Origin of the sequence: Acidovorax sp., assembly GCF_046291265.1 — a bacterium.
Classification (GTDB): Bacteria; Pseudomonadota; Gammaproteobacteria; order Burkholderiales; family Burkholderiaceae_C; genus Acidovorax.
Genome location: NZ_JBKBTV010000012.1, coordinates 75,146 through 100,527 on the forward strand (window position 1 = coordinate 75,146; position 25,382 = coordinate 100,527).

The 25,382-nt window shown below is 60.7% G+C and carries 21 protein-coding genes; 18 read left to right on the forward strand and 3 right to left on the reverse strand.

All coding sequences use genetic code 11. From position 1 onward, the window contains the following. The first annotated feature begins 10 nt into the window (after positions 1–10). The 12 genes from ACK41V_RS07030 (at position 11) to ACK41V_RS07085 (ending at position 15,224) form a co-directional block, all read left to right on the forward strand. Positions 11–877 carry a branched-chain amino acid ABC transporter permease gene (locus ACK41V_RS07030; protein WP_409779758.1) on the forward strand — a complete coding sequence of 289 codons (867 nt, stop codon included), beginning with the start codon at positions 11–13 and terminating at the stop codon, positions 875–877. Between the two features lie 3 nt (positions 878–880). Then, positions 881–1,870 (forward strand): branched-chain amino acid ABC transporter permease, encoded by a 990-nt coding sequence (locus ACK41V_RS07035; RefSeq protein ID WP_409779761.1) that lies wholly within the window; start codon positions 881–883, stop codon positions 1,868–1,870. Beyond that, a complete protein-coding gene (locus ACK41V_RS07040; RefSeq protein ID WP_409779764.1) occupies positions 1,867–2,646 on the forward strand; it encodes an ABC transporter ATP-binding protein in 780 nt (259 codons plus the stop codon). The genes ACK41V_RS07035 and ACK41V_RS07040 overlap by 4 nt, the downstream gene beginning before the upstream one ends. Further along, positions 2,633–3,337 carry an ABC transporter ATP-binding protein gene (locus ACK41V_RS07045; protein WP_409779767.1) on the forward strand — a complete coding sequence of 235 codons (705 nt, stop codon included), beginning with the start codon at positions 2,633–2,635 and terminating at the stop codon, positions 3,335–3,337. Before ACK41V_RS07040 ends, ACK41V_RS07045 begins: the two co-directional genes overlap by 14 nt. Before the next feature lie 8 nt (positions 3,338–3,345). Continuing rightward, positions 3,346–4,986, forward strand: coding sequence for a thiamine pyrophosphate-binding protein (locus ACK41V_RS07050; RefSeq protein ID WP_409779770.1), 1,641 nt, complete (start codon positions 3,346–3,348; stop codon positions 4,984–4,986). A gap of 141 nt (positions 4,987–5,127) precedes the next feature. After that, the gene (locus ACK41V_RS07055; protein ID WP_409779773.1) at positions 5,128–7,203 is read left to right on the forward strand and encodes a hydantoinase/oxoprolinase family protein; all 2,076 of its coding nucleotides are present in this window, start codon (positions 5,128–5,130) and stop codon (positions 7,201–7,203) included. A 2-nt stretch (positions 7,204–7,205) separates the two neighbouring features. After that, positions 7,206–8,864, forward strand: coding sequence for a hydantoinase B/oxoprolinase family protein (locus tag ACK41V_RS07060; protein ID WP_409779776.1), 1,659 nt, complete (start codon positions 7,206–7,208; stop codon positions 8,862–8,864). A 265-nt stretch (positions 8,865–9,129) separates the two neighbouring features. After that, the gene (locus ACK41V_RS07065) at positions 9,130–10,449 is read left to right on the forward strand and encodes an aspartate aminotransferase family protein (RefSeq protein ID WP_409779779.1); all 1,320 of its coding nucleotides are present in this window, start codon (positions 9,130–9,132) and stop codon (positions 10,447–10,449) included. Further along, complete coding sequence (locus ACK41V_RS07070; RefSeq protein ID WP_409779782.1) at positions 10,442–11,872, forward strand: aldehyde dehydrogenase family protein; 1,431 nt, start codon at positions 10,442–10,444, stop codon at positions 11,870–11,872. The genes ACK41V_RS07065 and ACK41V_RS07070 overlap by 8 nt, the downstream gene beginning before the upstream one ends. Before the next feature lie 7 nt (positions 11,873–11,879). Continuing rightward, positions 11,880–13,034: an acyl-CoA dehydrogenase family protein gene (locus ACK41V_RS07075; protein WP_409779784.1), complete on the forward strand. Its 1,155-nt coding sequence runs from the start codon at positions 11,880–11,882 to the stop codon at positions 13,032–13,034. Between the two features lie 10 nt (positions 13,035–13,044). After that, positions 13,045–14,136: an acyl-CoA dehydrogenase family protein gene (locus tag ACK41V_RS07080; protein WP_409779787.1), complete on the forward strand. Its 1,092-nt coding sequence runs from the start codon at positions 13,045–13,047 to the stop codon at positions 14,134–14,136. Between the two features lie 107 nt (positions 14,137–14,243). Further along, positions 14,244–15,224: a LysR family transcriptional regulator gene (locus ACK41V_RS07085; protein ID WP_409779790.1), complete on the forward strand. Its 981-nt coding sequence runs from the start codon at positions 14,244–14,246 to the stop codon at positions 15,222–15,224. Positions 15,225–15,770: 546 nt separating this feature from the next. Here ACK41V_RS07085 and ACK41V_RS07090 read toward each other — a convergent pair. Beyond that, the gene (locus tag ACK41V_RS07090) at positions 15,771–16,373 is read right to left on the reverse strand and encodes an ester cyclase (protein WP_409779793.1); all 603 of its coding nucleotides are present in this window, start codon (positions 16,371–16,373) and stop codon (positions 15,771–15,773) included. 374 nt (positions 16,374–16,747) lie between these two features. After that, positions 16,748–17,644 carry a LysR family transcriptional regulator gene (locus tag ACK41V_RS07095; RefSeq protein ID WP_409779796.1) on the reverse strand — a complete coding sequence of 299 codons (897 nt, stop codon included), beginning with the start codon at positions 17,642–17,644 and terminating at the stop codon, positions 16,748–16,750. A gap of 167 nt (positions 17,645–17,811) precedes the next feature. On the opposite strand from ACK41V_RS07095, the gene ACK41V_RS07100 reads away from it, so the two are divergent. From ACK41V_RS07100 to ACK41V_RS07120, 5 genes are all read left to right on the forward strand, one after another. Next, positions 17,812–18,765 (forward strand): NAD-dependent epimerase/dehydratase family protein, encoded by a 954-nt coding sequence (locus tag ACK41V_RS07100; protein ID WP_409779799.1) that lies wholly within the window; start codon positions 17,812–17,814, stop codon positions 18,763–18,765. A 467-nt stretch (positions 18,766–19,232) separates the two neighbouring features. Beyond that, a complete protein-coding gene (locus ACK41V_RS07105) occupies positions 19,233–19,541 on the forward strand; it encodes a helix-turn-helix transcriptional regulator (protein WP_409779802.1) in 309 nt (102 codons plus the stop codon). Continuing rightward, complete coding sequence (locus tag ACK41V_RS07110; protein ID WP_409779804.1) at positions 19,538–19,771, forward strand: hypothetical protein; 234 nt, start codon at positions 19,538–19,540, stop codon at positions 19,769–19,771. Before ACK41V_RS07105 ends, ACK41V_RS07110 begins: the two co-directional genes overlap by 4 nt. Positions 19,772–19,999: 228 nt before the next feature. Further along, entirely contained in the window at positions 20,000–21,301 is a 1,302-nt protein-coding gene (locus ACK41V_RS07115; protein ID WP_409779807.1) for an ATP citrate lyase citrate-binding domain-containing protein, read from the forward strand. Further along, the gene (locus ACK41V_RS07120; protein WP_409779810.1) at positions 21,301–24,024 is read left to right on the forward strand and encodes a CoA-binding protein; all 2,724 of its coding nucleotides are present in this window, start codon (positions 21,301–21,303) and stop codon (positions 24,022–24,024) included. The genes ACK41V_RS07115 and ACK41V_RS07120 overlap by 1 nt, the downstream gene beginning before the upstream one ends. Before the next feature lie 173 nt (positions 24,025–24,197). On the opposite strand, the gene ACK41V_RS07125 is transcribed toward ACK41V_RS07120, so the two are convergent. Beyond that, a complete protein-coding gene (locus ACK41V_RS07125; protein ID WP_409779813.1) occupies positions 24,198–24,827 on the reverse strand; it encodes a transporter substrate-binding domain-containing protein in 630 nt (209 codons plus the stop codon). 213 nt (positions 24,828–25,040) lie between these two features. On the opposite strand from ACK41V_RS07125, the gene ACK41V_RS07130 reads away from it, so the two are divergent. After that, a partial coding sequence (locus ACK41V_RS07130; protein WP_409779815.1) for a GntR family transcriptional regulator occupies positions 25,041–25,382 on the forward strand: 342 nt, incomplete at its 3' end.

The following is a 25,382-nucleotide window of genomic DNA, read 5'->3' on the forward strand; positions in this document are numbered from 1 at the left end:
CCGGTCATCTATGTTCACTCTTCCAATCTTCTATCAGGTTCTCGTCAACGGGCTGACGCTGAGTTCTATCTACGTGCTGATCGCGCTTGGCTTTACGCTGCTGTTCGGGATCATGAAAGTAGTTAACTTCGCGCATGGTGCGTTCGCGATGCTGGGCGGTTACGCGCTGCTCTACGCCTTCGACAAATTCAAGCTCCCGTTCGTGGTGGCGATCGTGCTCGCTCCGCTGGCGGTCGCTTTAGCTGCGCTCGTACTTGAGAGGCTGGTTTTCCGGCACTTCTATCAGCGGATGCTGCAGAGCATGATTGGGCTGCTCGGGCTTGATCTGGCGATCGTTTACACCGCCGTCTTGATTTGGGATTCGCACGAACGCTCCATTGCTCCGGCGCTCGAAGGCGTCATCAAATATGAAATGCTGATGGTCCCTGCCAACCGACTCATGATCGTGGTGGTTGCGGCGGTCACCCTTGCTGTGTTCTGGTGGTTCATGGCGAAAACGAAGCATGGGCTTTCAATGCGCGCGGCATCGCAGGATCTCGAGATCGCACAAACCCAGGGTGTGAACGTGCGAACGATCTATGTACTGGCGTTCTTCATCGCGATTTTCATGAGTGCCCTGGCCGGCGCGCTCTGGGCACAAACCTATGTGCTGTCTCCGTTCATGGGTTCGCGGCCGGTGATGGTTTCTTTCATCGTCGTCATCTTGGGCGGCATGGGAAGTATCCCGGGTGCGGCGCTAGGGGGGCTCTTACTCGGCTTCGGTGAGAGCATCCTGTCGACTTTCTGGGGTGCAGCGGTTTCGCAGTTCGTCTCGTTCGGCGTCGTTATCACGTTGCTGGTCTTCCGCCCTTGGGGCCTGCTTGGCAAGCCGGAGTAAGTGATGAATAAGGTGTGGTTTCCAAGCTCCTCGACGGCGCGCATAGCGACAGTGCTCGTACTTGCATGCGCGGTCATCTGGCCGCTGCTTTTCACCAGCCGATTTGGCCTCTCGCTGGGGGTTCTTGTCGGCCTCAACATGATCGGAGCGGTAAGCCTGCATCTGATCATCCGCACGGGACATATCTCCCTAGGCCATGCGGCGTTCATGGGCGTCGGCGGGTATGCCTGCGTGCTCTTTGCAATGAAGACCGGCCTGCCGGCGTGGATCGGCCTCGCCGTGGGGATGGTGGCCCCCGCGATTTTGGCGATGATCGTCGGCCCAATTGTGTTGCGGCTGACCGGCAAGTACTTCGTACTTGTTACGTTCCTACTGGGCGAGATCGTGCGGCTCGTTTTCGTGGAGTGGATCAGCGTGACCGGGGGGGCAAACGGCATCCTAGAGGTGCCGGCGCTTCATCCAAAACTGGACTCGGCGTTCGCCATGTACTACGTGATTCTGGCATTCGCCGTCGTCTGCGTTGGGTTCAGCGCCGCGTTGTTGCGTTCGGAGTACGGCCGCATCATTGATTCGGTGCGAGAAGCGCCAAATATCTCGGAGGCTGCTGGCATTCCGGTACTCGCAGTGAAAGTGCGCGTATTCGTGATCGCATGCGCGATGGCCGGCCTGCAAGGCGGTCTGTTGGCGTTGTACTTGAAGTACATCGACCCAAACACCTACGCGATACAGGTGTCGCTCAACTTGGTTGTGATGAACATCATTGGCGGTATGTACAACATTGTCGGCCCGTTGATTGGCGCAGTGTTTCTGGTTGCCCTGCCCGAATTGCTGCGAGGCTTTGTCGAGATTCAGCAGATCATCTTCGGCGTGGTACTCATCGTGGTGATGGCTTCATTCCCCGGCGGCATGGTGGAGATCTATGACCGCGTGGGACGGGCATGGGCGCGGCGCCGCTTGCGCGCCGCCGAGTCGGGGAAGGAGAAGTTGGCATGAGTACCCTGCTTGAGGTGAACAACCTATCTCGGCACTTTGGCGGCCTGAAAGCGCTCGACGGCTTGTCGCTCAACGTCAGTGCTGGCGAAATCGTCGGGCTGATCGGCCCGAACGGCGCGGGAAAGACAACCGCGGTCAATGTGATGTCAGGAACGATGGCACCCAGCGGTGGAAAGGTGCTTTTCGCCGGAGAGGACGTGACGTCTTACCGAGCGCACGAGCGCAGCCGGCGCGGGTTGGTGCGCACGTTTCAGCACACCTCGTTGTATTTCGGACGAACCGTGCGGGAGAACGCGCAGCGCGCCACCTACCTACAACGCTATCCCGGAATCGTGCGCAGCCTGTTCCCGTCGCGCGACACTCTCATGCAGATCGAGCAGGCTGACCTTAGAGCGGACCAACTTCTCAGCATGTTTGACCTTGGGCACGTGGCTGACTTCAAGTGCGAGGATCTGTCTTACGGATTCCAGAAGATTTTGGGCATCGTGCTGGCGCTCGCGGCGCGGCCCAAAGTCGTGTTGCTCGACGAACCAGTGGCCGGGCTCAGCGCAGCGGAAACGGACCGTGTGCGCGACGTCATCCGAAAGGTACGAGACGGCGGGACGGGCGTCATGGTGATTGAACACAACATGCGCTTCATCGCGGGTTTGTGCGATCACGTCGTCGTGATGGCTGCAGGCCAATTCCTTGCGCATGGCACCCCCAAGGAAGTGTTGAGCGACTCCAAGGTGATCGAAGCGTATCTAGGTAGGAGTCAAGACGATGTTGAAAATTGAGAACCTAGAAGTCAGGTATGGCCAGATCAAAGGGACCGACCGACTATCGTTCTCCGTGAACGAAGGGCGCACCCTCGCATTGGTCGGCAGCAACGGCGCGGGCAAGAGCAGCACGCTCAAGGCCATTGTCGGACTAATTCGGGATTGGAGTGGCGGCATCACCTGGTGCGGTGTTGATCTGCGCAAGGTCAAACCGGAGGATATTGTTCGGCAGGGCATTGGCTATTCGCCCGAAGGCCGCCGGGTGTTCTCAGCCCTGACCGTCCGCGAGAACCTCGAAATGGGGGCGCTCTCGCAGCCGAGAGGCGACTTGTCGAAACGGCTGGAGCAGGTCTACAGCTACTTTCCCCGTCTTAAGGAGCGCAGCTCCCAGGCGGCGGGCAGCCTCTCTGGGGGCGAGCAGCAGATGTTGGCGATCGGCCGCGCGTTAATGAGCCGCCCTCGCGTCATCCTGCTGGACGAACCCTCCTTGGGTGTCGCCCCTGTCATTGTGGAACGGATCGGTGAAGTCTTGAGGACCGTCCAGCAGGCTGAGGGACTAACCGTCGTTCTTGCGGAACAGAACGCAAATTGGGCGATGCGACTGGCGCACGACGCAGTGATCCTTGAACTTGGTCAAAAAATCATGGAAGGGTCCGCCCGCGAGCTGATGAAGGACGAACGCGTCCGCCGTGCTTACCTAGGAATTTAATACGAACTATGAGTCAAGAAAACAAAATCAAGGTCCACGTGGCCATCTCGCGCGCTTTGCTCGATGCGGGGGTCGATCAGCTGTTCGGCCTGGTAGGGGATGCCAACATGTATGTTGTTGACAGCTATCTGCGCGACGGTCGCGGTCGCTATGTCGCCGCCGTACACGAGGCGGGAGCAGTGCTCATGGCACTGGGGTACGCTCAATTGTTAGGTCGGGTCGGGGTAGCCACTGTCACGCAAGGCCCGGGACTTACCAACTGTTTGACAGCTTTGGTAGAGGGCGTCAAGTGCGCACTGCCGGTGTTGCTCATCGCCGGCGACACTGCGGTCGAAGACCGCAACCACTTCCAAAGCGTCAACCAGCGTGAGTTTGTGCACGCCACGGGTGCCGGGTTCGAGCAGTTGAGGAGCCCTCAGACCGTTGTACAGGACGTCGCCCGAGCACTTTACCGCGCCGTCGTCGAAAAGCGACCCGTGGTACTCAACATGCCTGCCGACTATCAGTGGATGGAGACCGTTTACGAGAAGCCGTCACTGCGGATCCCGGAGACGCGCAGTGCCATCGCATCTAGCGACGACATGGACATCGCCATCGGCATGATTGCCTCTGCGAAACGCCCAGTCGTAATCGCCGGTCGCGGCGCCATCGATCCGGAAGCCAGCCGATCGGTGAAGGAATTCGCTCAGCGAATCGAGGCGCCCGTTGCCACCACGCTGCGCGGCAAGGGGTTGTTCGCCGGTGATTCGTTCGACCTTGGAATCTGCGGAACCCTCAGCTCCGAGGTCGCCGTTGAGGTCATAGGCGCGAGCGACTGCCTGATCGCATTCGGTGCCAGCCTCAACAAGTACACAGCGGGCCTCGGGGGACTCACGCAGAACAAGCGCATCATCCAGATTAACCCATCAGCCACCGAACTGGGCAAGTTGATCGACATTGATATCGGGCTGGCAGGTGATCCCGGACTAACTGCACAAGCCATGACGAAATGGCTCGATGAAGCGGAGATTCCAGGATCGGGATACCGTTCCGATCACTTGCGCGAGAAGCTTGCAGGCTTCTCCCGGCCGACTCGCATGCCTCGCAAGCCGAGAGAAGGCACGATCGACATGATCGAGGCGATGCAGGGATTGAACACGTCTTTTCCGAAGGATCGCGTGTGCGTGATGGACGGGGGTCGGTTTAATCACGGTGCGTGGTCTGAGATCGATGTGTTGCACCCCAGGGATTTCGTTCATACGATCGCTTACGGCGCGATCGGACTTGGCCTAGGCGAGGCCGTGGGCGCCGCTGTCGCTGCCAACGGACGACCGACATTGTGCATTGTCGGGGATGGCGGTCTGATGTTGAGCGGCCTCGGAGAACTGAGCGTGGCGGTTCGAGAGAAACTCGACTTGGTGGTCGTGGTCTGCAACGACGGAAGCTACGGTGCAGAGCACGTTCATTTCCGCAACCGCGACATGGATCCTGCCGTGTCGCTATTCGTCTGGCCCGATTTCGTGCCGATGGCGCAGGCGTTGGGCGCGGGCGGCGCGACGGTTCGCAACGGTGCTGACCTGGTGGCGGCGTTCGCCGCGATGTCGTCGGCTGATCGGGTGGGGCCTTTTCTGATCGACATCAAGTTGGATCCGGATTGCATGCCATCTTGAAGAAGCCTCCAAGCGACCTTGACTAATCGCCTGCAGCTGCACAGCGTCGCCAATGACGATGGGCAACTCTCCAAGAGATAACACTCGAGCGATATCGAGTGGCATTCTCAATACTTCGGGGAACAGCCCCTAGGAGCCAGAATGACAAGAATCGGATTCGACATCGGTGGAACCTTTACAGACTTCGCGCTCGAGAGGCCGGGTCGACCACTAATCTTCCACAAGGTTTCGAGCACGCCCGGCAATCCCGCTGAGGCTGTGAGTCGCGGGATCAAAGAGCTGATCGCATTGGCCAGTGCCGTACCAGCGGAAGTCGAAGGCGTGCTTCACGCCACCACTGTCGCGACCAACGCCATCCTCGAGAGAAAAGGTGCACGGACCGCCCTGATAACGACGGCCGGCTTTCGGGACATCGTCTTGTTGGGACGGCAAAAGCGTTATGACGTCTTCGACCTCCATCTCAAGAAGTCTCAGCCATTGGTGCAGCGCCGCGATATTTTCGAGATCGCTGAGCGGCTGCTGCACGACGGCACGGTTGTCACCCCACTAGTCGATGCCGGTATCGACCAAATCATCGAGAAACTCAAGGACGGCGGCTATGCTAGCGTGGCCGTGTGTTTTCTCCATTCGTTCGTCAATCCAGAGCACGAACAAAGGGTGTGCGCGCGAATTCGCCAGCAAGTGCCCGGTATTGCTGTGACCGCCTCGAGTGACGTTTCGCCACGCTATCGTGAGTACGAACGAACGAGCACGACGGTCGCGAACGCTTACGTGCAGCCGCCCGTGCGGCGCTACGTTGATCAATTGCAGGCCGTGCTGAAGCAAGCCGGTCTTGACTGCGGGCTCTCGATCATGCAATCGAACGGCGGGTTGGTCTCTCCCGAAATGGCGCGCAACTATCCGGTCCGAATTGTCGAGTCCGGGCCCGCTGCAGGCGTGCTGATGTGTGCCGAGGTTGGCAAGGAATTGGGCCTCGATCAGATTCTCACATTCGATATGGGTGGCACGACTGCCAAGCTCGGGGCGATCGACCATGGTCGCCCGTCGATCAGTCCTACCTTCGAAGTCGACATGGTTCGCTTCCTTAAGGGCAGCGGCCTGCCATTGAACATATCGTCGATCGAATTGCTGGAGATCGGAGCAGGGGGCGGCAGCATTGCCAGTCTCGAGATGGGCCTTATAAAAATCGGCCCACACAGCGCGGGCTCAGATCCCGGACCTATGTGCTATGGGCGCGGCGGCGAGCTGCCGACCGTGACGGACGCGAACGTGGTGCTTGGCTATCTGGATCCGGCGAATTTCAACGGCGGCGCCATCCAACTGGACGCAGCGGCGTCGGAGCGTGGCATACGCGAGACCATCGCCGACCCGCTGGGCATCTCCGCAGGCCGAGCGGCGTGGGGTGTGTACGCCATGGTGAGCAGCAACATGGAGCGTGCGTTGCGCATCGTCTCCATCGAGCGCGGCCGCGACCCCAGAGACTACGCGATGATCGCGTTCGGTGGTGCGGGTCCCGTCCATGCCGCGCGACTAGCGCGACAGGTCGGAGTCCGGCGCGTCGTCATCCCGCACGGCGCTGGTGTTGGCTCCGCCGTGGGTCTGCTAAGAGCGCGTCCGAAGGTCGATGCCTCGGTCACGCGGATCATTGAAGTCGGCCCCGCCCATGCGGAATCGATCACGGCAGTGTTCGCCGAGTTGCGCAACAAGGTAGTGGCGGAACTCGAGCAGATGGGTGCGCGCGCCGATGAGCTGATCTGGACCAGCGCCGTCCACATGCGCTATCGCGGGCAAGGCCACGATCTGCGGGTCGAACTGGAGCAGGATTCAACACAGGACGGCTTTCTGGCATATCTGGTCGATCGATTCCAGGAAGCCTACAAGCGCAACTTCGGCTATTCCGAAGTCACGGCCGCCACCGAGGCCACCGAGTGGTATCTGGCCGCCGAATGGGAGGACGGCAATCACGAAGGAGCCGGCGTGCCCGCCCTCATGGGCGAGCAGAAAACCAGGGTCCGGAAAACGCGGATGGCCTATTTCCCGGAAGCCGATGACTACAGCGAAGTGCAGGTCGTCGACCGTGGTTCTTTGAGTGCAGGAGAGCGGGTCGTTGGCCCCGCGATCATCGAGGAGCGCGAGGCTACTACGGTCATCTTGAAGGGCGATGTGGCAAGCATTGGCCATGGTGGCCACCTGATCATCGACATTGCAGGGGAGTGAGTATGAGCCGTCAAATCGACCCGATTTCCGTTTCCGTGGTCTGGAACTCCCTGTTGTCGGTGACCGACGAGATGGGCAGTACCATCCGTCGTACTGCCTACTCGGAAGCCGTGCGCGAAGGGGATGATTTCTCGACCGGACTGTTCGACCGCCGCGGTCGGCTGATTGCGCAGGGCAACTATTCGCCCGGTCACCTCGGTGCCATGCCATACCTCATGGAGCACGTCTTGCGGCGCTTCGCGGCGGAGACCTTTGAGCCCGGAGATTCCATTGTGGTGAACGACCCATATATGGGTTCGGGTCATCTTCCCGACATCTTCTTCGTCACTCCTGCCTTCTTCGGCAATACCCTGGTTGGGTTCACTGTGAACGTGGCGCACCACGTGGACGTGGGGGGTGCAGGACCTGGCTCTCAAGTGGTCCACGGTGTGACCGACGCTTACCAAGAAGGCATCCGGATACTGCCTGTCAAGCTGGTGCGCCGCGGCGAATTCGAGCCGGACCTCTTGCAAATGATTCTGGGCAATGTGCGCATACCGATCAAGGTCGAAGGAGACTTGCGTGCCCAACGCAACGCTAATTTCGTGGGTGTCGAACGCTTCGTGCGGCTCTACGAGTCGATGGGGGAGCACGTCGTCGAAGAGTGCATCGACGAAATCCTTCTGCGTTCCTGCGCGCGCATGAAAGAGTTGATGGGTGTGATTCCGGACGGCGACTACGCGTTCGAAGATAGGATTGACGATTACGGTCCTGACACCGGACCGGTGACATTTGCTGTTGATCTGACGGTGCGTGATGGCGCGATCACGGTGGACTATTCCCGCAGCAGCGACCAGGTTGCGGCCGGCATTAACTCGTACATCAACTACACGCGGGCCTATGCTGGCTTTGCGGTACGGTCCATTGCGGGAGCGCTGTTGCCGCAAAACGCTGGCACCATCGATGCGATCAAAGTCGTGGCGCGAGAGGGATGCTTTTTCAACCCCAAGCATCCGGCGCCAAGTGGCGGCCGCGCAGCAATCCAAGTGCGGATGTTTGAGGTGGTCGCGGGTGCTCTAGCCAAGGCACTTCCTCTGCGAACTATGGCGGCGTTCTCGCATTGGTCCAACCCTAACATCGGGGGCATCGATGACAGTGGTCGCCCGTTTGTCATGTACGACTTGGTGCTGGGCGGCTATGGTGCGCGGGCAGATACCGACGGGACCGAGGCGTTGTCGCCGGTGTTCAACTGCTCCAACATTCCGGTTGAAGTGCATGAGATGAACAATCCCGTACTGATTCGTAAGGTGGAGTTCGTTGCGGACTCGGGCGGAGCCGGAAAATTTCGCGGCGGCAGCGCAGTGCGTAAAGAAATCGAACTGCTTTGCGCGGAGGCGACCGTTTCGCTGCTTGGTGACCGTCACATCTTTCAACCCTTCGGTTTGGAGGGCGGCAAACCCGGAAAACTCGCGACGACGCGCGTCGTCAGCGGTGAGCAGGAACGCACAGTCTCATCCAAGGAAGTGATCACGATCAAGCGCGGCGATGTACTGTGTCTGCAACTTAACGGTGCTGGTGGCTACGGCAATCCCGCCGATCGGACGCGCGCTGCTGTCGAGAGCGACATCAAAGACGGCTTCGTGAGCTTAGAGGCAGCCCGCGGCGACTATGGATTCATGTGATGCAGCACGATCAACCCCATCTTCATCACGCCGCACACGCGTTTTTGCGGTCAGCGGCGACTTCGGACCGCCAGTATCAAGCGATCGATGAGCAGCTTTCAACAAGCCTGTCTCGCACATACCTTCCGGCTTCCGCGCATGAGGGTCTCGACCCCTGCGGCCAAGACGCGGAATTTGATCTCACCCACATTGCAGTGCTTGGCTACAACTGAAACCGGCCACTAGCAACGCTTCACAACACTCAAAACCGAAAGATGGTCTGACCATGACTCAAGCAGTTCTTTCCAAGCCGCACGCCGACCCAATGGGCGAACATCTGGTGCCCGGCTCCAATATTTCTAACCCTGTGATGATCGAGGGGTGTGCTTGCGAAGTAACGGATTCCGAAGGCCGCACGTACCTTGATCTGGAGGCCGGGCCCGGTGTCGTCTCAGTGGGTCATTGTCACCCGCGTGTGGTTTCTGCCATCCGGGAACAGGCCGGCAAGCTGCTGCAGGGGCCTGGCCGTTACTACAGTACTCTGACCTCTGGCCTCGCGGGGCGAATCGCGGCGCTTTCGGACAACCGGCTAAGCCGCGTGTTTTTCGCGAACAGCGGCGCCGAGGCCAATGAGGGTGCGATTAAGCTGTCGTTCAAGCACGCGACCAAGACCCATCGCCAAGGCTACGGCGTGATCGCCCTAGAGCATGGTTTCCACGGCCGGCTGTCGCTCCCTCTGAGCCTGACGGGCAACGCTGCGCGCAAGAAGGGTTTCGGACCTTATTCGGCCTTCCCGGGTATCGTTCACGCTCCCGCCCCTTACTTCTATCGAAGTGGCGCGAAGAACGAACTGGACTTCGGCGCTGCCTGCGCCCGCAGTCTCGAAGACGCGATCAAAACTCGCGCCGCCGGTGAAATCGTAACGATGATCGCCGAACCGATCATTTGCGTGGGCGGGGTGTTCATCCCTCCCGCGAACTATTGGCCGGAAGTGCAAGAGTTCTGCCGAAAGCATCGCATCACGCTGATTTTTGACGAAGTGTTCAGTGGCTGGGGCCGGACTGGCCGCATGTTCGCGCACGAACATTGGGATCTCGAGCCCGATGCAGTGACTTTCGCCAAGGCGATCGGAGGAGGCGTGCCGTTGGGCGGCTTCATGGCGACCGAGACCTTGGGCACCGCGTTTGACGAAGGTGATCACTTCACTACGTTCGGATCTAACAACCAGATCGGTATGGCCGCTGGACACGCTGTGCTGGACATCTTGGCCGAAGAGCGGTTAGCCGATCAAGCTGCCGAGATGGGTAAGCGCTTCGTCGCCGGTTTGAAGCAACTTGCAATCACCCACAAGGCGATTGGTGATGTGCGAGGACTCGGACTCATGATTGGGGTCGAATTCGTGAAGGACCGTGAGACGAAGGAGCCGCATCCGGCCCTGACGGCGTACGTGCAAAAAACGCTTCGCGCGCGTGGTGTTTTGGTTTCGACCACTGGGGTCCACGGGTGCGTGTTGCGGCTCACCCCACCGCTGGTCATCACGGCCGACCAGATCGATCATGCGATTGCCGAGATCGATGCGGTACTGCATGGAGCTGCGAATGTCTGACAAACACTACCTCAGTCAGCTCGTCGTCGGCGGCGAGCGCGTGGATGGCGGCGAGTTCGAGACACTGCGCGAGAAGTTTGCAGGTAAGGCCTTCGGCAAGATGGCAGTCGCGTCGCCCGAGCAGATAGATCTTGCGGTCTACGGTGCGCAGAAGGCGTTCGAGAGAAATCGTCTGGAGCCGGTCGAGCGGTTCGAGGTCCTCACGCGCGCTGCGAGCCTGGTCTCGGAGTGGAGCGAAGAGTTTTACGAACTGATCATCAACGAGACCGGTTTCACGCGTGTTGACGCCGAGAACGAGGTCCGGCGCTGTGTGCAGACGCTCCAGTTGTCAGCTGAAGAGGCTAAACGCTTGTCAGGCCAAATGGTCCCGATGGATGCGACGCGGGGCCTCCTCACGCGATTGGGCTTTACTGTGTTGGTGCCGCGCGGCGTTGTGTGCGCGATCACCCCATACAACTCTCCCCTTAACACCGTGGCGCACAAGATTGGTCCCGCGCTGGCAGGCGGCAACTCAGTGGTACTCAAGCCCTCCGAGTTCACCCCACTGACCGCTTCGTTGCTTTGCCAGGCGTTTTATGATGCAGGATTGCCGGCTGGCCTGTTGTCGCTGCTGCATGGGCCTGGCAAGACGACCGGACGCGCTCTGTTGGCAGATCCCCGTATTGCTTACTACACCTTCACGGGCAGCACGCGAGTAGGCAAGGAGATTCAACAGGCCGCTGGTCTGCGTGGAACGCAGCTCGAACTCGGATCCATCGCCAGCACGATTATCTGTCATGACGCCGACCTTGAAGTCGCCGTGTCCAAACTCATGAGTGCTTGCTTTCGCAAAGCAGGACAAGTCTGTACGTCGGTGCAGCGCGTGCTGGTCGACCGGTCCATCTACGCCCAATTCGTAGAGAAACTTGTCGCCAGCGCTGCCAAGATCCCCTTCGGTGATCCGTTGAATTCGCACACCGTGGTCGGACCGATGATCACGCTCGATCACGCGCAACGTGCAGAGCGGTGGATCACCGAGGCGGTCGAGGCGGGCGCTCGCGTGCTGCTCGGTGGAACGCGGGAGGGCTCAGTTGTCGCGCCAACCATATTGGAGAACGTGAGCGCCGACATGAAGGTGGTCTGCGAGGAAATTTTCGCGCCAGTGGTGTCCATCATGCCGTTCGTTTCGCTCGACGAAGCTGTACGTCAGGCCAATGGGACGCCGTTTGGTCTCGCCGTGGGCCTTTTCACTCGTGATATTTCCACCGCGCTTCGCACAGCGAAGCTACTTGATTTCGGTGGCATTCATATTAATGAGACATCGAGTTCGCGCGTCGATGTGATGCCGTTCGGGGGAGTCAAGGACAGCGGCTTCGGTCGGGAAGGTCCACGTTACGCTGTACGCGAAATGATGGAAGAGCGGCTGGTGACGATTTCCTACTGACCGGTCCATGAACCTTCGCCTGAACACTGCTGAACAGGCCTTCTGTTCGATGGTTCGAGCCAAGTTGCACCTTGCCGTCGGCTCTGAGGTTATGGAGCGGGTCCGCTGCGGCTTGTCGCTTGAGCCGCAAGAGATCCGAGCGTCGCACTTGGCATTGCATGCGCTTGGCTGGGCCGTACCGCACTGGCCACTCGAGTGGGGAGGAGCCCCGCTTACCGAGGTGCAACGGCTAATCTTGCAAGAAGAAATAGAGCGCGCTTGCTTGCCGCCACCGGTCGATGCGAATGTGTCGATAGTCGGACCCATTTTGGCTGCTTTTGGTTCTCAGACTCAAAAAGAGCGGTTCCTCAAGCGCATGGCGCGGTTGGACGACTGGTGGTGCGCGGGGCTGCCGAAATCTCCCAACAGCCCTGCCATGAGACCGGTTGGCTTTTCGGCTACCCGTGGCGCAGACGGGTATCGGGTTAGCGGACGCGCGGCGCAGGTGCATTTTGCCCTGTATGCGGACTGGATGTTGGTCCTGGTGCAGACTGACCATGAGCACAGCCCAGAGGCGGGCACGAGCCTCGTACTAGTTGATTTCAAATCTGCAGGGGTGACCGTGCTTCCCAGCTCTGCAGGCGCAGGGCGCTCCGGCTATGCTGACGTCACTATGGATAATGTCAAAGTGCCGTTCGAGAATTTGGTAGGCGCAGAGCACCATGGCTGGCGCTATTCCGCATTTGTGTTGCGGCACGACCGGACGCACTTGGCGGGCACAGGCGCGATAAAAGAATTGCTGGCCCGCGCCAGGAGCCAACTGAAGGTACGGTGCATTCCTTCCGACACAGAACTCTGGTTGTGGCGTCTTCGAATCGCTGAGCTTGAAGCAGAGCTGACTGCGCTGGAAATCCTGCAATTTCGTGTCACAGCGCCCCACTGCCTGGAATTTGCCGTCGATGCTGCGATGTCAATGCTGAGGCTCAAAGGTGCACAGCTTCGCCGCGACGTTTTGCATTTGCTGTTAGAGCTTACTGGCAGCAATAAAGCTGATGCCACGGAAGGTCGTTCCGTAAACTGGCGCAATGCAGTCGTTGGACAGTACATCACGTTGGAGGGACAGTTGGCCTCGGGCAGCCCCGACCATCTAAACGTGATCGCCGATTCAGTGCTAGGTCAGTAAGCGATCAAGCATGGACATTGACCTGACGCAGTCTCAGCAACAGCTACGTGAAGTCGTCGCACGTCGCTTCGGCCGGCACGGAGATTTGCTGTCCACGGCGCCGAATGCACGGTGGAGCGAGTACGCCAAAGCCGGTTTGCTTGCACTCAACGTCGAATCATCTGCCTCTGAATTGCACGCTGGAGCTGTCGAAACCATGATTTTCATGGAGCATGCAGGAAGAGCCGGAGTCGACGACGCGTTTGTGCCAACGGTGGTGCATACGGTGCAGGTACTGAACTCTTACAGGCAACAGCCTCTGGCTGGCGACCTGATAGAGGATATTGTTAAGGGTGCGACGCGGTTGTCGGTGGTGACCGGCTATAACGACCCGGGTCCCGGAAGTTTCGTTGTGCGGCCGGCGGGTTCTGAATGGGTGATCCACGGTTCGTGCGACCAAATTATGAGCGCTGCCGAGTCGGATCGGTTTTTGGTGCCTGCCCGTATTGTCGATGGCAGCGGAATGGTTCTGGCGCTGATCGATCGGACCTCTGCGGGCCTTCGGGTGCAGCGAAAACTATCATGGAACGGGCAATGGCTGGGTGAAGTTTTGCTGAATAACGTCACCGTTAAGGCTGCGAATTGCTTCGCTGCGCGAGCCGACCTGACGACCTTACTGCGGCGCGCTTGGGATCACGTGACGGCCGCGCGTTGTGCTCAAACGGTTGGTGTTATGGCGTCACTGGTCGACTTCGTTATCAACTCTGCACGCAATGACCAGCGTTATCAGCGCTTGGCATCAACTTCACAAGCTATGCGGGTCGAAGTCGCTGAGATGAAGATGGCCCTTGAGTTGGCGCGAAGTTCGTCTATGGCGGCTGCCTGCGCCTGTCGGCATCGCCTAGAAGCAGACAGAGAGATAGCTGTTTCACGTGCAAAAGTCCAAATCAACCGTACCGGCACAACCATGGTGCGGTTGGCCTCGCAGTTGCTTGGGAATAGCGTACAGAACAATGATCGGGCCAGTGCGATCTTTAGCACACTGATTGTCGCGGAGCAGTTGCACGGGGATGACTCATTCCATCTCGGTCGGCTAGTAGCGCACGCTGAGGCAACCTTATGACCGATGGGGCAGTGCTCCCTCTGTAGAATCCATTGGAGCAAGGCATGCCTGCGGCTAGCAGCACTGCGGAACGCTTCTCGCTAATTGGTATACAACTCATTCCTCGTATGGCAAACAGTAACGATCCTGCAGCGAGATCCCTTGCATCGCCGCGAAGTCGGGAAATTCAGCTCGCCATTCGCAGGCCCGCCAACCTTGTATCGAGGCTGGATTTTGTCACCCTGAAGCTTTTCTTGGCGATCGTTGAAGAGCAGAGTTTCTCCAAGGCGGCCGAGCGCGAATGCATCGCGGCCTCGGCAGTCAGCAAGCGCATCGCTGATCTCGAGATTGCGTTGCACGTCCAGTTGCTGCACCGTCAACGTAAAGGTATGCAGCCCACCGAAGCCGGGGAAGCGCTGCTTCACTACGCCCGCTCAATCCTGCGCGACGTAGCACGTTTGGAGGGAGAGCTTGCTGATTACGCAATGGGCGCCAGAGGCGTGGTGAGAGTCGTTGCCAGCGAGTCTTCGCTGATGGCCTTCGTCCCACGCGCGCTGGAGACATTCAACGCGAAGCATCCAAACATTCGTGTAGACATTCGCGCGCTAGTTAGCTCGGAATCGATCCTGGCCCTCCTCGAAGGCGATGCCGATCTGGGGATTTGTTGGGGGCCGTCTGCCGCGCAAGGATTGGACATCGTTCCATGTTTTATCGACCGCTTGATGGTGGTCGTACCATTCACCCACCCCTTGTCGGAATTCAAGAACCTTCGGTTTTCGGATATTGTCGACTACGAATTCATCCAGCAGGAAGCCAAAAGCACCGTGCAGGCGTTGCTTGAGCGGTCGGCGGTTGAGCTGGGGCGACAGTTGCGGACGCGTATCCGCACTTCCAGCTATGACTCTGCTTGCAGCATGGCCCAAGCTGGGTTCGGTATAGCGATCGTTCCCGACACATATTCTTTAAAGTTTGCGACCACCCGGACCATGGCGGTGATCCCGCTCAACGAGCCATGGGCCGCACGCCAGTTTAATCTTTGCACGCGAGAATCCCGAGACATCTCTGGACAGACACGGATCCTCTTAAACCACTTTATAGAGTCGATCTGAAGTTGGTTTGGGTCGCAGGTGCAGCCGGGCGCAGACTTGTGTTTCATGGCGTGGGCGGACCACCGGCATCAATATCGATTCGTTGGTGATACCTCGGCTGGATGGCTGGTCGGCTGAGCAGGTGGCTCCCGGCTAGCTCGCACGACGACGGTGCTACGCCGTTCCGCTTTCGAGACATCGCGATCCAGTGCTCCAATAGCGCCGATCTCTCACTCGAGTATCAGTGTCTTGCCTGTCGTCCAGGGTTAAGGCACGGTCACCCGGTCGCCTTCGTATAGCCCACAGACAAAGTTCAACCCGCCCTGCGTGGCTGCGTTTCTCCGTATGGCAATTTCAACGTCCTATTGGATTCACCGGGTCGGGAGTACATGGAACTCACCAACCGCCCTCAAGAGCTGGCACCGGGCGTATGAGCAGGGCTCGGAACTACCGCGCAGCTGTTTGCATAGACCGGTACTAGAAAAGATGGGGAAATCGCGAACCGAGTCGAAACGCGCTTCAATGGGGCAAATGGCGTGTCGACATGACTCGGAGAGCCAGGCTGCATTACTTGGCCGCAGCAGCTGGCGGCTGGCCCACCTTCAACTGCATCAGCAGATCGCCTGTATCGGCGTTGAGCCAGTAGTCCTTCACCTTGCCGCCTTCGATGCGCAGGATGTCGGTGCCGGTAAAGCGCAGTGGCGTGCCGATGGGTGCGGAGGCACCAGGGATGCCGCCGCGGTAGCGGCCCTCGGCCACCCAGCGCAGCACGGCAAAGTCGCCGTCGATGATGGGGCCCACCTGCAGCGTGAAGCGCAGTTCGCCAAAAAGCGCATGGCTTTGCGCCACCCAGCCGGCCAGCCCTGCTGGGCCGCGGATGGCCGTGTCAGGCCGCCCGTCCAGCAAGGTGGCATGCAGGGCGAAGTCGGGGGCAACGATAGCCTTGGCCAGGTCGAGGTCGCCATTCCAGAAAGCAACCCATTGGGTGGCCAGTGCCTGGTGGGAGCCAGAGGGCGAAGCCACAGAGCGCATGGGCACTATCGGCTTGGCGGTAGCGGAGCCAGCTTCGGGCGTTGCGCCAAAAGCAGTGGTCAGGCTGGCCGCCACCAGTGCAGCGGCAGCGATTGCATAGAAGCCGCGGTGGGCATTGCGTTGGGTCACAGTCGTCATGGGAAGCTCCTGAAATCAGGGTGCGGGGCGTTGGAAATAGACGCTGCGCGCAAGGCTACGGCCTGGTTGCTGGCGTTCTTCGCAGCTGGCGGGCCAAGCCCCCTGCGGGCTTTTACGCTGCCCAGCCGTGCTGCGATGGGAGAAGTCTGCGCCCGCACTACCTAAAAAGTAATTGCCTAAATATCGCTAGCTTCCATGCATTTATGCATACCCCTGAACAGACCGGTGACTGACTTCGGCAGGCATGGACGGGCGCGCCTGGGCACTCTGGCGGCGGTCGATCTCAGGCGCGCAGCCTGCAGCAGCCGCCCATTGGGAATGGCGCCCCAGCGCCCGCAGGGATGCCAGGACGCCAGGAAAAAAAGGTGCTGGCGCTACGGCTGCCTGATGTAGGCGCCCAGCCCCGCAGCGAGCGCCGCGAAGGTCACCGCGCAGCGTGGGCTTTCGCGCAGGTCTTCGTGCATGGCGATCCAGGTGTCCAGCGTGGGCGCGAACTTCGACTTGAGCACGCGCACCAGGGACTTGTCCTTCGCAGCCAGTGCCACATGGCATACGCCGATGCCGTAGCCGGCGCGTATCGCAGCCAGCTGAGCCAGGTCGCTGTCCGCGCGGAACGCCAGCCCTGCCCGCGCGAATGCCGGAAACTGCACCTGCAGCTTGCGCAGAAATGGGGTTTCGCGGTCGAAGCCGACCACCGCGTGGCGGGCCAGGTCGTCCAACGTCTTGGGGGTGCCGTGTGCTGCCAGGTAGCGCTTGTGCGCATGCAGCCCGATCTCGACGCCGCCCACGCGCCGGGCCACCAGGGCCTCTTGTGTGGGCTTGACCATGCGCACCGCGATGTCCGCCTCGCGGTGCAGCAGGTCGTCCACCGCGTTCGACAGCACCAGCTCGATGGTCAGGTGCGGGTGCTCGTTGCGCAGGGCGGTCAGGATGGGCGGCAGCACTTCCACGCCGATGACCTCGCTGGCAGTCAGCCGCACGGTGCCGCGAACGCCTGCGCCATGGCTGCTGGCCACGCGGCGCAGCGCCGCCGCCGTGGCGGCCACCCCGTTGGCGTAGGGCGCGAGCTCCAACGCGGCATCGGTGGGCGCAAAGCCGTCGAAAGACCGGGTGAAGAGCTTGAGCGCCAGCGCGGCCTCCAGACTGTCGATGTGGCGCCCCACGGTGGGCTGGGTCAGCCCCATCTTGCGAGCAGCGGCAGACAGGGAGCCCGTCTCCAGCACGTTCAGAAAGGTGCGGTACCACTCCCAGTTCGGCTCGTTGTCGGTCATGGCATGCATTTATTTATAGCGGCAATGCAATTCTAGGCAATTTTCATTGAGCTGCATCACTTGCAAACTGCAGCCTTGCAGCGCTGGCACCACCCAGGCGGCTGCAGCCCGGCGACACGTGTGCGCTGCCCGGCAAGTCCCTTTCCATCCCTCCCAGGAGTTTCGCCATGCCAAAAACAGCCCTCTTCGGTGCCGCAGGCGCCATCGGCCAAAGCATCGCCGCTGCGCTCAGCGCCACGGGCCGGCCCTACCGCGTCGTCGGGCGCACCGAGTCCAGCCTGCGCAAGGCCTTCGGTGCCGACCCGCTGGCCGAAGTCGTGACATGGAACCCCGACTCCCCGGCTTCCGTGCAGGCAGCTGCTGCCGGCATCGAGACCTTGGTCTACATGGTGGGCGTGAACTACTGGCAGTTCGAGCTGCACCCCGAGCTGATGCGCAAGACGCTGGCCGGGGCCATTGCCGCTGGCGTGAAGAACATCGTGCTCATCGGCACCGTGTACCCCTACGGCATGCCAACGGCCAACCCGGTGCGTGAAGACCACCCGCGCATGCCACACACCTTCAAGGGCCGCATGCGCAAGGCGCAGGAAGACCTGGTGATGCAGGCCCATGGCGAGGGCCGGATCCACGCGACCGTGCTGCGCCTGCCGGACTTCTATGGCCCCGGTGTGCAGGCCAGCCTGCTCGACGGTGCGGTGCAGGCGGCCGTGCACGGCGGCACCGCGGACATGGTGGGCCCCATCGACCGCCCGCATGAATTCGTCTTCGTGCCCGACGTGGGCCCGGTGGTCGCCAGGCTGATCGACACCCCGGCTGCGTTCGGCAAGATCTGGAACCTGGCCGGCGCAGGCGTGACCTCGCAGCGCGCACTGGTGGCCGAGATGGAGCGCCAGACCGGCACCCGCCTCAGGCTGCGGGTTGCGAGCAAGACGATGCTGCGCCTGATCGGCTTGTTCAAGCCCTTCATGCGCGAGATGGTCGAGATGCACTACCTGTTGACCGACCCGTTGCTCATGGACGACTCTGCGCTGCAGCAACTGATCGGCCCGGTGCGCAAGACTGCCTATGCAAAGGGAATCCGCCAGACCTTGGCTGCCGCGAAGGCTCGTGAAAGCCAATAGTCGAGTCGGAATGGCCATAACTGCTGCCTCAACGCCTAGCTTGGTAGGGCTCAAAACCGGCGGAGTAAACGGTGCTGGATTACCGTATCGGCTGATCGCCGATTGTTTGAACAAGTCGTTTTCGACGGTCGCTCACCAACTGCGCTGCATTACGCAAAAACTCAAAGTGCGAACGTTCGCCGAACATGCGGCAGTTCTCGCGAGGGCCGAGTACGAACCAGGCTATCCGGGCATTGGCCGTCAAGACGTTGCTTTGCACAAAGAAGTCCACGAATAGTCATGACGCGTGCCAGTGCCATGTGGACTGCGCTGCAGCTTGTGCAACAGATAAGTGGCGACCTTTGCCCCAAGCTAAGCCTGTGCACGCTACAACACATTTATCGATAGATGTTGGCTCCAGCACGATGAGGGTACCAACGTTTGTAGCACCCGCGCGTGATCGAACACCGGTTGCCGCCGCAGCGTGGATGGAGTCGATCAGAAAAGGCGAAGCGTCAGCCGTCAGGGCCCGTCACCGCGGGCACGTCGAAGGCCTGCAAAACCTCGAACAGCGCCCCCAATCGGACGGTCCAAGCGCTGTGTCCTTCCGGCGCACGATCCGGCGGACGGAACTGCACAAGATGGTGCCGCTCTCCGGCACCACGATCTACGACATGGAGCGTCGAGGCGAGTTTCCGCGCCGTTTCAACCTTACCGCTTGTTGTGTGGTGCGGGATCTTGCGGATGTCGAGGATTGGGTGACCTTCATCGACATGGGTAGCAACGTCGGCGTGTGAATATTGCCTGCCACCCAGGCGTCGATCATGTCAGCCCACTCTTGCAGCAAGTGCAGACGCTGCTCGACGTCCTCAGCTTTGTTGTTGACGCTGCGCGACGAACGGCCGTCTTCGTACGCCAGGCACTTCTCGATCCATTCACTGTTGAAGTCAGTTGGTTTAGCATGGTCGAGCCGTCGAAGCTGTTGGATAAATTGAGAATTCGCGCAAACGCGATCGTGCAATCTTGACTCAGTCTTCTCCGCAGAAAACCTCTTGCCCGCTTTGGCACGCGCTGTAGTCTGCTTGGCATTTCATGCGGCGGATATGCCGCTTTGAAAATGGCTTGACAGTCGCGTCTAGCGGCGGACGCTTCGTGATCAAAGAAGCCGTAGGGGCATCGCTGCATCTAGCATCTGACTAGCAGTGGCGGAGTTTCAAGCCGCAACGTGCATGTATGAACTCTACGAGAAAGTCTGATGCAGATTACCGGAATGTTGCATGGAGCGCATCTACTAGACCTAGTAAGCTTTCCTTTTACGGAGGTACTTGGGCCTGCAGCCAGCGAGGAAGACATCAAGCAAATGCTGGACACGTACGGCCTGCTGTTCGTCAAGCCAATCTTCAAAGGCGGGGTTGGTAAGAAAGGTAAAGCTGGGTTGATAGGCCGTGCGACTGATATCAAAAGCGCATTGGCTGAAAAGGAGCGCCTTTTCTTCGCCGAACACATTGTTGGCCACGTCAACACCAAGGCCAACGGTGTGACTTTCGAGGCAGGCGTACCGGCCAAGCACGAGGTGTACTTTTCTATAAGCGACTCCACGCGCTTCCGTGCTCCGACCATGACGCTCACGCACATGGGTGGCATGGACATCGAGGAGCTCGATAAGACGCAGGTCGCGATGGTGCCTTTCGATCCACTAACCGGCCTCAAGGCCTTTGTGGTTGCGAACGCGCTGACGGAGATCGGCGCGCCCAAGGAGATTATTTCGCCTCTGATGCAGCAGTTGCCTAAGCTCTGGGAGCTTTTCCACAATTTCGGCATGACCACGCTCGAACTCAACCCGATCCGCATGCGCGAGGACAAGAAGGGCCGTCTGACGCCAGTGGCCTGCGACTTCAAGTGCGGCTTCGATCGCGACGACCCGCGTTGGCTGCGCCTGAAGCTGCCGCCTCATCTTTTCGCCGCCGACTGTTCGAACTTCGAGCAGGAGATCAACTCGTTGCGCACACACCAGGGCCAGAGCGACGTGTATGTGATCAACGATAAGGGAACGGTACTCGCGCCAACCTTCGGCGGCGGTGCCAACTCGCTGGTAACGGAGATGCTGGGCGACGCGGCCATCATCAGTTCGGACTTCGGCGGTAACCCACCATACGAAAAGATGAAGGAGGTGGCGCGCATCTGCTTCAAGCACTGGCTGCGTCAGGCCAACGTGCTGTTCATCATCGGCGGCAAAAGCAACAACACAGACATCTTCGAGACGATGCGCGCCATGGCCGATGCGCTGCGCGAGCACTTCAGCGCGCGCGGGCCAACGCCTCTGTACGTAGTGGTCGGGCGCGGCGGACCGAACCTCGTGCGCGGGATGGGCGCATTACGCGATACCTGCGATGCGCTGGGCTTACCCTACCGCCTGTTCGGTTTCGACTCCGACATAAGCGAGGTAATCCAGTTCGCTAAGAAGATCGACCGGTGGATGCACGATGGCGGGCGCGATCAAATCACGCAGCGCCTGGGCATTGAAGCGCCTGTAGTCGCATTGCGTGAGGAGAAATAATGCCGAGCATGTTCCAGCGTCAGAGCGTGGGCGACTTCAAGTATTACGTCGGCATCAGCTCGCTTACGCAGATCGCCTCACGTGCTGATCGCGTCTGCGTACTCAACATTCTTGGTGGCGAGTCGAGCGACGTCACACCTGTAAGCCACGCATACTCGGGCGGCAATGTAGTGTGCGGCACGGCGCCCGGCAAGGGCGGCGCCTTTCTGGAGACTGCCATCGGCAACATACCGGTCTACAACAACGTGCGCGACGCTCTGGCGGCCGGCCACCGCTTCAACTGCGGCGTGGTCTATCTGCCGCCCTCGGCCGCACGCGACGGCGTGGCGGAGCTGATCCGCGTGAACCCCGAGCTGCGCAAGATCTTCATTGTCACAGAGAAGATCTCTGTGCACGACGCACGCGAGATCCGCGCTATGGGTCAGCAGCACGGCATCGACATTTTCGGTGCCAACGGCCTAGGCGTGGCCGACTCGTGGAACCAGGTTCGCATCGGCGGCGCTCTGGGCGGCGACAAGCCCAGCGACTCGCTGCGGCCAGGCTCGATCGCGATCTTCTCTAACTCCGGCGGCTTCTCCACCACCATCGCGCAGTACCTGCGCATGGCCGGCTGGGGAACGACTACCGTAATCAGCAGTGGCAAAGACGTCTACATCCACTACGCCGCACCGGAGTTTGCCTTCGCATTAGCCAACGACGCTCGCAGCAAGGCGGCCGTACTCTATTGTGAACCGGGCGGGTACTATGAGCACGACGCCAGCTTTACCAAGCCGGTAGTGGCTTGCGTGGTCGGCCGCTGGAAGAGCAAGCTTACGCGCCCCGTCGGCCATGCCGGCGCCATGGCCGGCGGTCATGACGATGCGCAGGCGAAGGAGCGATGGTTCATGGAGAAGTTCGAGGTCGCAGAACTGTTCACACCCGAGAACCCGGTGGTTTCGGCCAAGGGCGCGGTGGTGACCAACATCGCCCATATTCCGGCAGCGCTAACGGCGGTAATGCGCGCCAACGCCACGCTGCCAGACTTCTCGGCTGAGGGCAATTTAGCTCTCAAGCCCTGGTTCGGCTCGGACGATGGGCTGGACATGCCGGATGCGCTGCGCCTGCCCGTGGTCGAAGCCCTGGCGCCTTACAACGAGCAGGTCGAGCTGCTCAATACGCAGATCGGCGGCGTGGTGCCGCGCCAGACCATGAAGGACGCATCCGGGGCTTCACAGATGGACGCGAAGACGCAGGTCAGCAGCCTGCACGGCACCAGCATGCTTCGTGCGGCCACCTTCTCGCTGGAATCCAACGTGGCGCTGGCGCTGCTTCACGACGCTGGTGGCGAGAACGACGGCAAATTGATCGCACCGGCCGTGGCCGCCTACGTCAACCTGCATGCCCGGCCCGAGCTGGCCGCCGCGCAGGCCAGCCGCGAAGCGGGCAACGCGCCCAACGCGGTGCTGGCCGCTGCTGCCGCCATCGTCGGCCCCAGGCGCCAGCGGGAGGCGCGCGACGCGCTTAAGCTCATCATCGAGCGCTTTCACGCGGCCGGGCTAGGCATGGAGTTTGGCGCCTCGATGAGCGAGGACTTCGACATCGCGCTGGTGAGCGCAGGCAGCCACGCCGGGCTGACCACTGCCAGCCTTGACGCGCGTGCGCAGTCATTGCTCCACGGGGTTGCCGCACGCGGTGGGAAGTCGGTGTTCCTGCGCTGGCTGCAAGCCCAGCCGGGCCACCCGACCGAGGCGGCCGTACTGGCCGCCATTGCGGCTACGTTGGCCTGGGGGCCGCTGTCGCGCAAACGGATCTCGCGCTCCACGGCTGAGAGCTTACCGTGGTGGCTGCAGTTGTTCGGCACACTGATCGGTGCGTCGGCCGACGCGGCCTTGCATGCGCCAGAGGGCTTTTGCGGTATTTCGCAGGCGCGGCTTCTGGGCGAGCTTAGCCTAGGCGAGACGGCGTTCGTCGCCTTGCTAGGCCGCACGCCGGGTAAGGATGACCTGTTCGCCTTCCAGACGCTGGTCGGCCTACTGCTGACCAACGGCCCCGGATCGATCTCGGCGCAGGGCGCCAAGGGCGCAGTGTCTGCCGATGGGCCAGAGCAGCCCGAACGTGTGCAGCTGAACAAGGCGCTGATCGGTTTTCTCACACACACCGGATATGCGCACGGTGGCAACGGCTATGAAGGCATCGCCTACCTCGTCGAGCAGTTCAAGGACAGCGGTCTGCAAGACCCGAGCGCCAAGGACCACGGCATTAACTTGCAGGCCATAGCCGCCAAGGCTGTGGCGCAGTACGCGAAGTACAAGATGCAGAAGAAGACGCAGGGCAGCCTGGACATCGCTAAGCTGCCAGGCGTGAACCACCCGGTCTTCAAGGACAAGCCGGTCAACCACGACCCACGCGAGGTGTTTATCGCCAAGCTGTTCGACGAGCGCGGCGAGCGCAACGTGTTTCACGATTTCTATCGCGTGCTGGTGCAGGAGTTACACGCGGCCGGCGTGTCGCGCAACGTGTACTGCGTAAACATCGACGCGGTGATTGCCGCGCTGCTGCTCAAGATGCTGTGGAGGCCGCTGCAGGCCGGCGAGATCGGCGCCTCTGAGCTCGAGACGGCGGCGTTCACGATTTTTCTGTACCCGCGCATGCTCGGCTGCGCGGCTGAGGTCGATGACCACCTGAACCGGGGGCGCAACATGGACACCCGCACGTCATATTCACAATGTATGTATGTCGCTTAATCTTCGTGTGTTATCGAGAATCGCTTTTTGATTTGGCCTGCCGCAGCAGGGACACAGCCCGCGTCGGGCGACTAGCTGATAGTTCAGCCGATGACGCGGCAGTGTCGAGGTTTGCAATTGGTTCGAGAACCACCGCGATGCGGTGTGGACGCCCGCAGCCCGCTGAAAAATTGTCAGAATGCTATCTCCTCGACCCCGATGTCGCTGGGTCTGCGCAGTGCTTCCTTCATGAAGATGCTCATCGGCAGCGTACCCTGGTCCGAGCTGAACCAGCGCTTGTACAGCGTCAGCATTTCGCCGCCCTGGATCATGCGGCGCGTGACGCGGTCCACCAGCTCCTTGAACTTGGGGTCTTCGCGGCGCAGGCCGATGCTGTAGGGCTGCACCGAGAGGCGCTTGTCCAGAAACTGGTAGTCGTCCATGGACTTGCCCAGGCGCGTCAGCGGTATCCAGATGCCCGCGTCGTCGGCAAAGGCCGCGTCGGCCTCGCCCTTGGCCAGCGCGTTCACGGCGTCCAGCGTGCTGTCCACCGCCACGTAGTTGAACTTGCGGTTGAAAGTGCGTTCGTTGGCCTTGAGCAGGTTCTCGTTGGTGGTCTTGCCCTGCACGGCGATCTTCTTGTTCTGCAGGTCGTCCAGCGTCTTGATGCCCGAGTTCTTGCGCACCAGGAAGGCCGACGATGCCACGAAGATGTGGTGGCTGAACGCAATCTCCTTTTGCCGCGCCGCCGTGTTGGCCGTGCCGCCGCACTCCAGGTCCACCACGTTGTCCTTCACGTCGGTGATGCGGTTCTTGCCGTCCACCAGCAGGTACTTGAGCTTCAGGTTCGGCGCTTCAGTTCCCTCTTTATCTCGTCATAGATCTACGGGCAGATGTCCACCGAGTACCCCTGTACATTGCCGCCAGCCCCGTGCCACCCCTGCTGCGGCACGGCGTGCGGATCATGGGCATGATCCATAGGCCGGCATTTTTGCTGCCGCCCTTGAACGCTTGCCCGCCCATGACATCACGCCCACATGGCTCCCCCGTACCCCCTGCCCGCTACCCTGCACCTGGCGCTGGACCGCAGCGCGCGCGAGCCGGTCACCGAGCAGATCCGCAAGGCACTGCATGCGGCCATTGCCCAGGGGCGGCTGGCGCCAGGCGCACGCCTGCCGTCCTGGCGCGACCTGGCGTCGCAGTTGGGCGTGGCGCGCGGCACCGTGCGTGCCGCGTACGAAGCCCTGATCGACGCACACCTGATCGTGGCCCTGGGCGCGGCGGGCACCTTCGTCGGGCGGCACGTGCCACCCGCACAGCCGGCACTGGCAGCGACCCCCACCGCCCCCGTGCTGCGCGACCCGGTGGCCCACTACCCC

Bases quoted from the DNA above. Each gene is read 5' to 3' on its own strand.
- ACK41V_RS07060 (WP_409779776.1), top strand. From the start codon at position 7,206: ATGAGCCGTCAAATCGACCCGATTTCCGTTTCCGTGGTCTGGAACTCC.
- ACK41V_RS07035 (WP_409779761.1), top strand. From the start codon at position 881: ATGAATAAGGTGTGGTTTCCAAGCTCCTCGACGGCGCGCATAGCGACA.
- ACK41V_RS07050 (WP_409779770.1), top strand. From the start codon at position 3,346: ATGAGTCAAGAAAACAAAATCAAGGTCCACGTGGCCATCTCGCGCGCT.
- ACK41V_RS07095 (WP_409779796.1), bottom strand. From the start codon at position 17,644: ATGACCGACAACGAGCCGAACTGGGAGTGGTACCGCACCTTTCTGAAC.
- ACK41V_RS07055 (WP_409779773.1), top strand. From the start codon at position 5,128: ATGACAAGAATCGGATTCGACATCGGTGGAACCTTTACAGACTTCGCG.
- ACK41V_RS07090 (WP_409779793.1), bottom strand. From the start codon at position 16,373: ATGACGACTGTGACCCAACGCAATGCCCACCGCGGCTTCTATGCAATC.
- ACK41V_RS07030 (WP_409779758.1), top strand. From the start codon at position 11: ATGTTCACTCTTCCAATCTTCTATCAGGTTCTCGTCAACGGGCTGACG.
- ACK41V_RS07045 (WP_409779767.1), top strand. From the start codon at position 2,633: ATGTTGAAAATTGAGAACCTAGAAGTCAGGTATGGCCAGATCAAAGGG.
- ACK41V_RS07085 (WP_409779790.1), top strand. From the start codon at position 14,244: ATGGCAAACAGTAACGATCCTGCAGCGAGATCCCTTGCATCGCCGCGA.
- ACK41V_RS07040 (WP_409779764.1), top strand. From the start codon at position 1,867: ATGAGTACCCTGCTTGAGGTGAACAACCTATCTCGGCACTTTGGCGGC.
- ACK41V_RS07070 (WP_409779782.1), top strand. From the start codon at position 10,442: ATGTCTGACAAACACTACCTCAGTCAGCTCGTCGTCGGCGGCGAGCGC.
- ACK41V_RS07075 (WP_409779784.1), top strand. From the start codon at position 11,880: ATGAACCTTCGCCTGAACACTGCTGAACAGGCCTTCTGTTCGATGGTT.
- ACK41V_RS07115 (WP_409779807.1), top strand. From the start codon at position 20,000: ATGCAGATTACCGGAATGTTGCATGGAGCGCATCTACTAGACCTAGTA.
- ACK41V_RS07100 (WP_409779799.1), top strand. From the start codon at position 17,812: ATGCCAAAAACAGCCCTCTTCGGTGCCGCAGGCGCCATCGGCCAAAGC.
- ACK41V_RS07120 (WP_409779810.1), top strand. From the start codon at position 21,301: ATGCCGAGCATGTTCCAGCGTCAGAGCGTGGGCGACTTCAAGTATTAC.
- ACK41V_RS07065 (WP_409779779.1), top strand. From the start codon at position 9,130: ATGACTCAAGCAGTTCTTTCCAAGCCGCACGCCGACCCAATGGGCGAA.
- ACK41V_RS07080 (WP_409779787.1), top strand. From the start codon at position 13,045: ATGGACATTGACCTGACGCAGTCTCAGCAACAGCTACGTGAAGTCGTC.
- ACK41V_RS07105 (WP_409779802.1), top strand. From the start codon at position 19,233: ATGGAGTCGATCAGAAAAGGCGAAGCGTCAGCCGTCAGGGCCCGTCAC.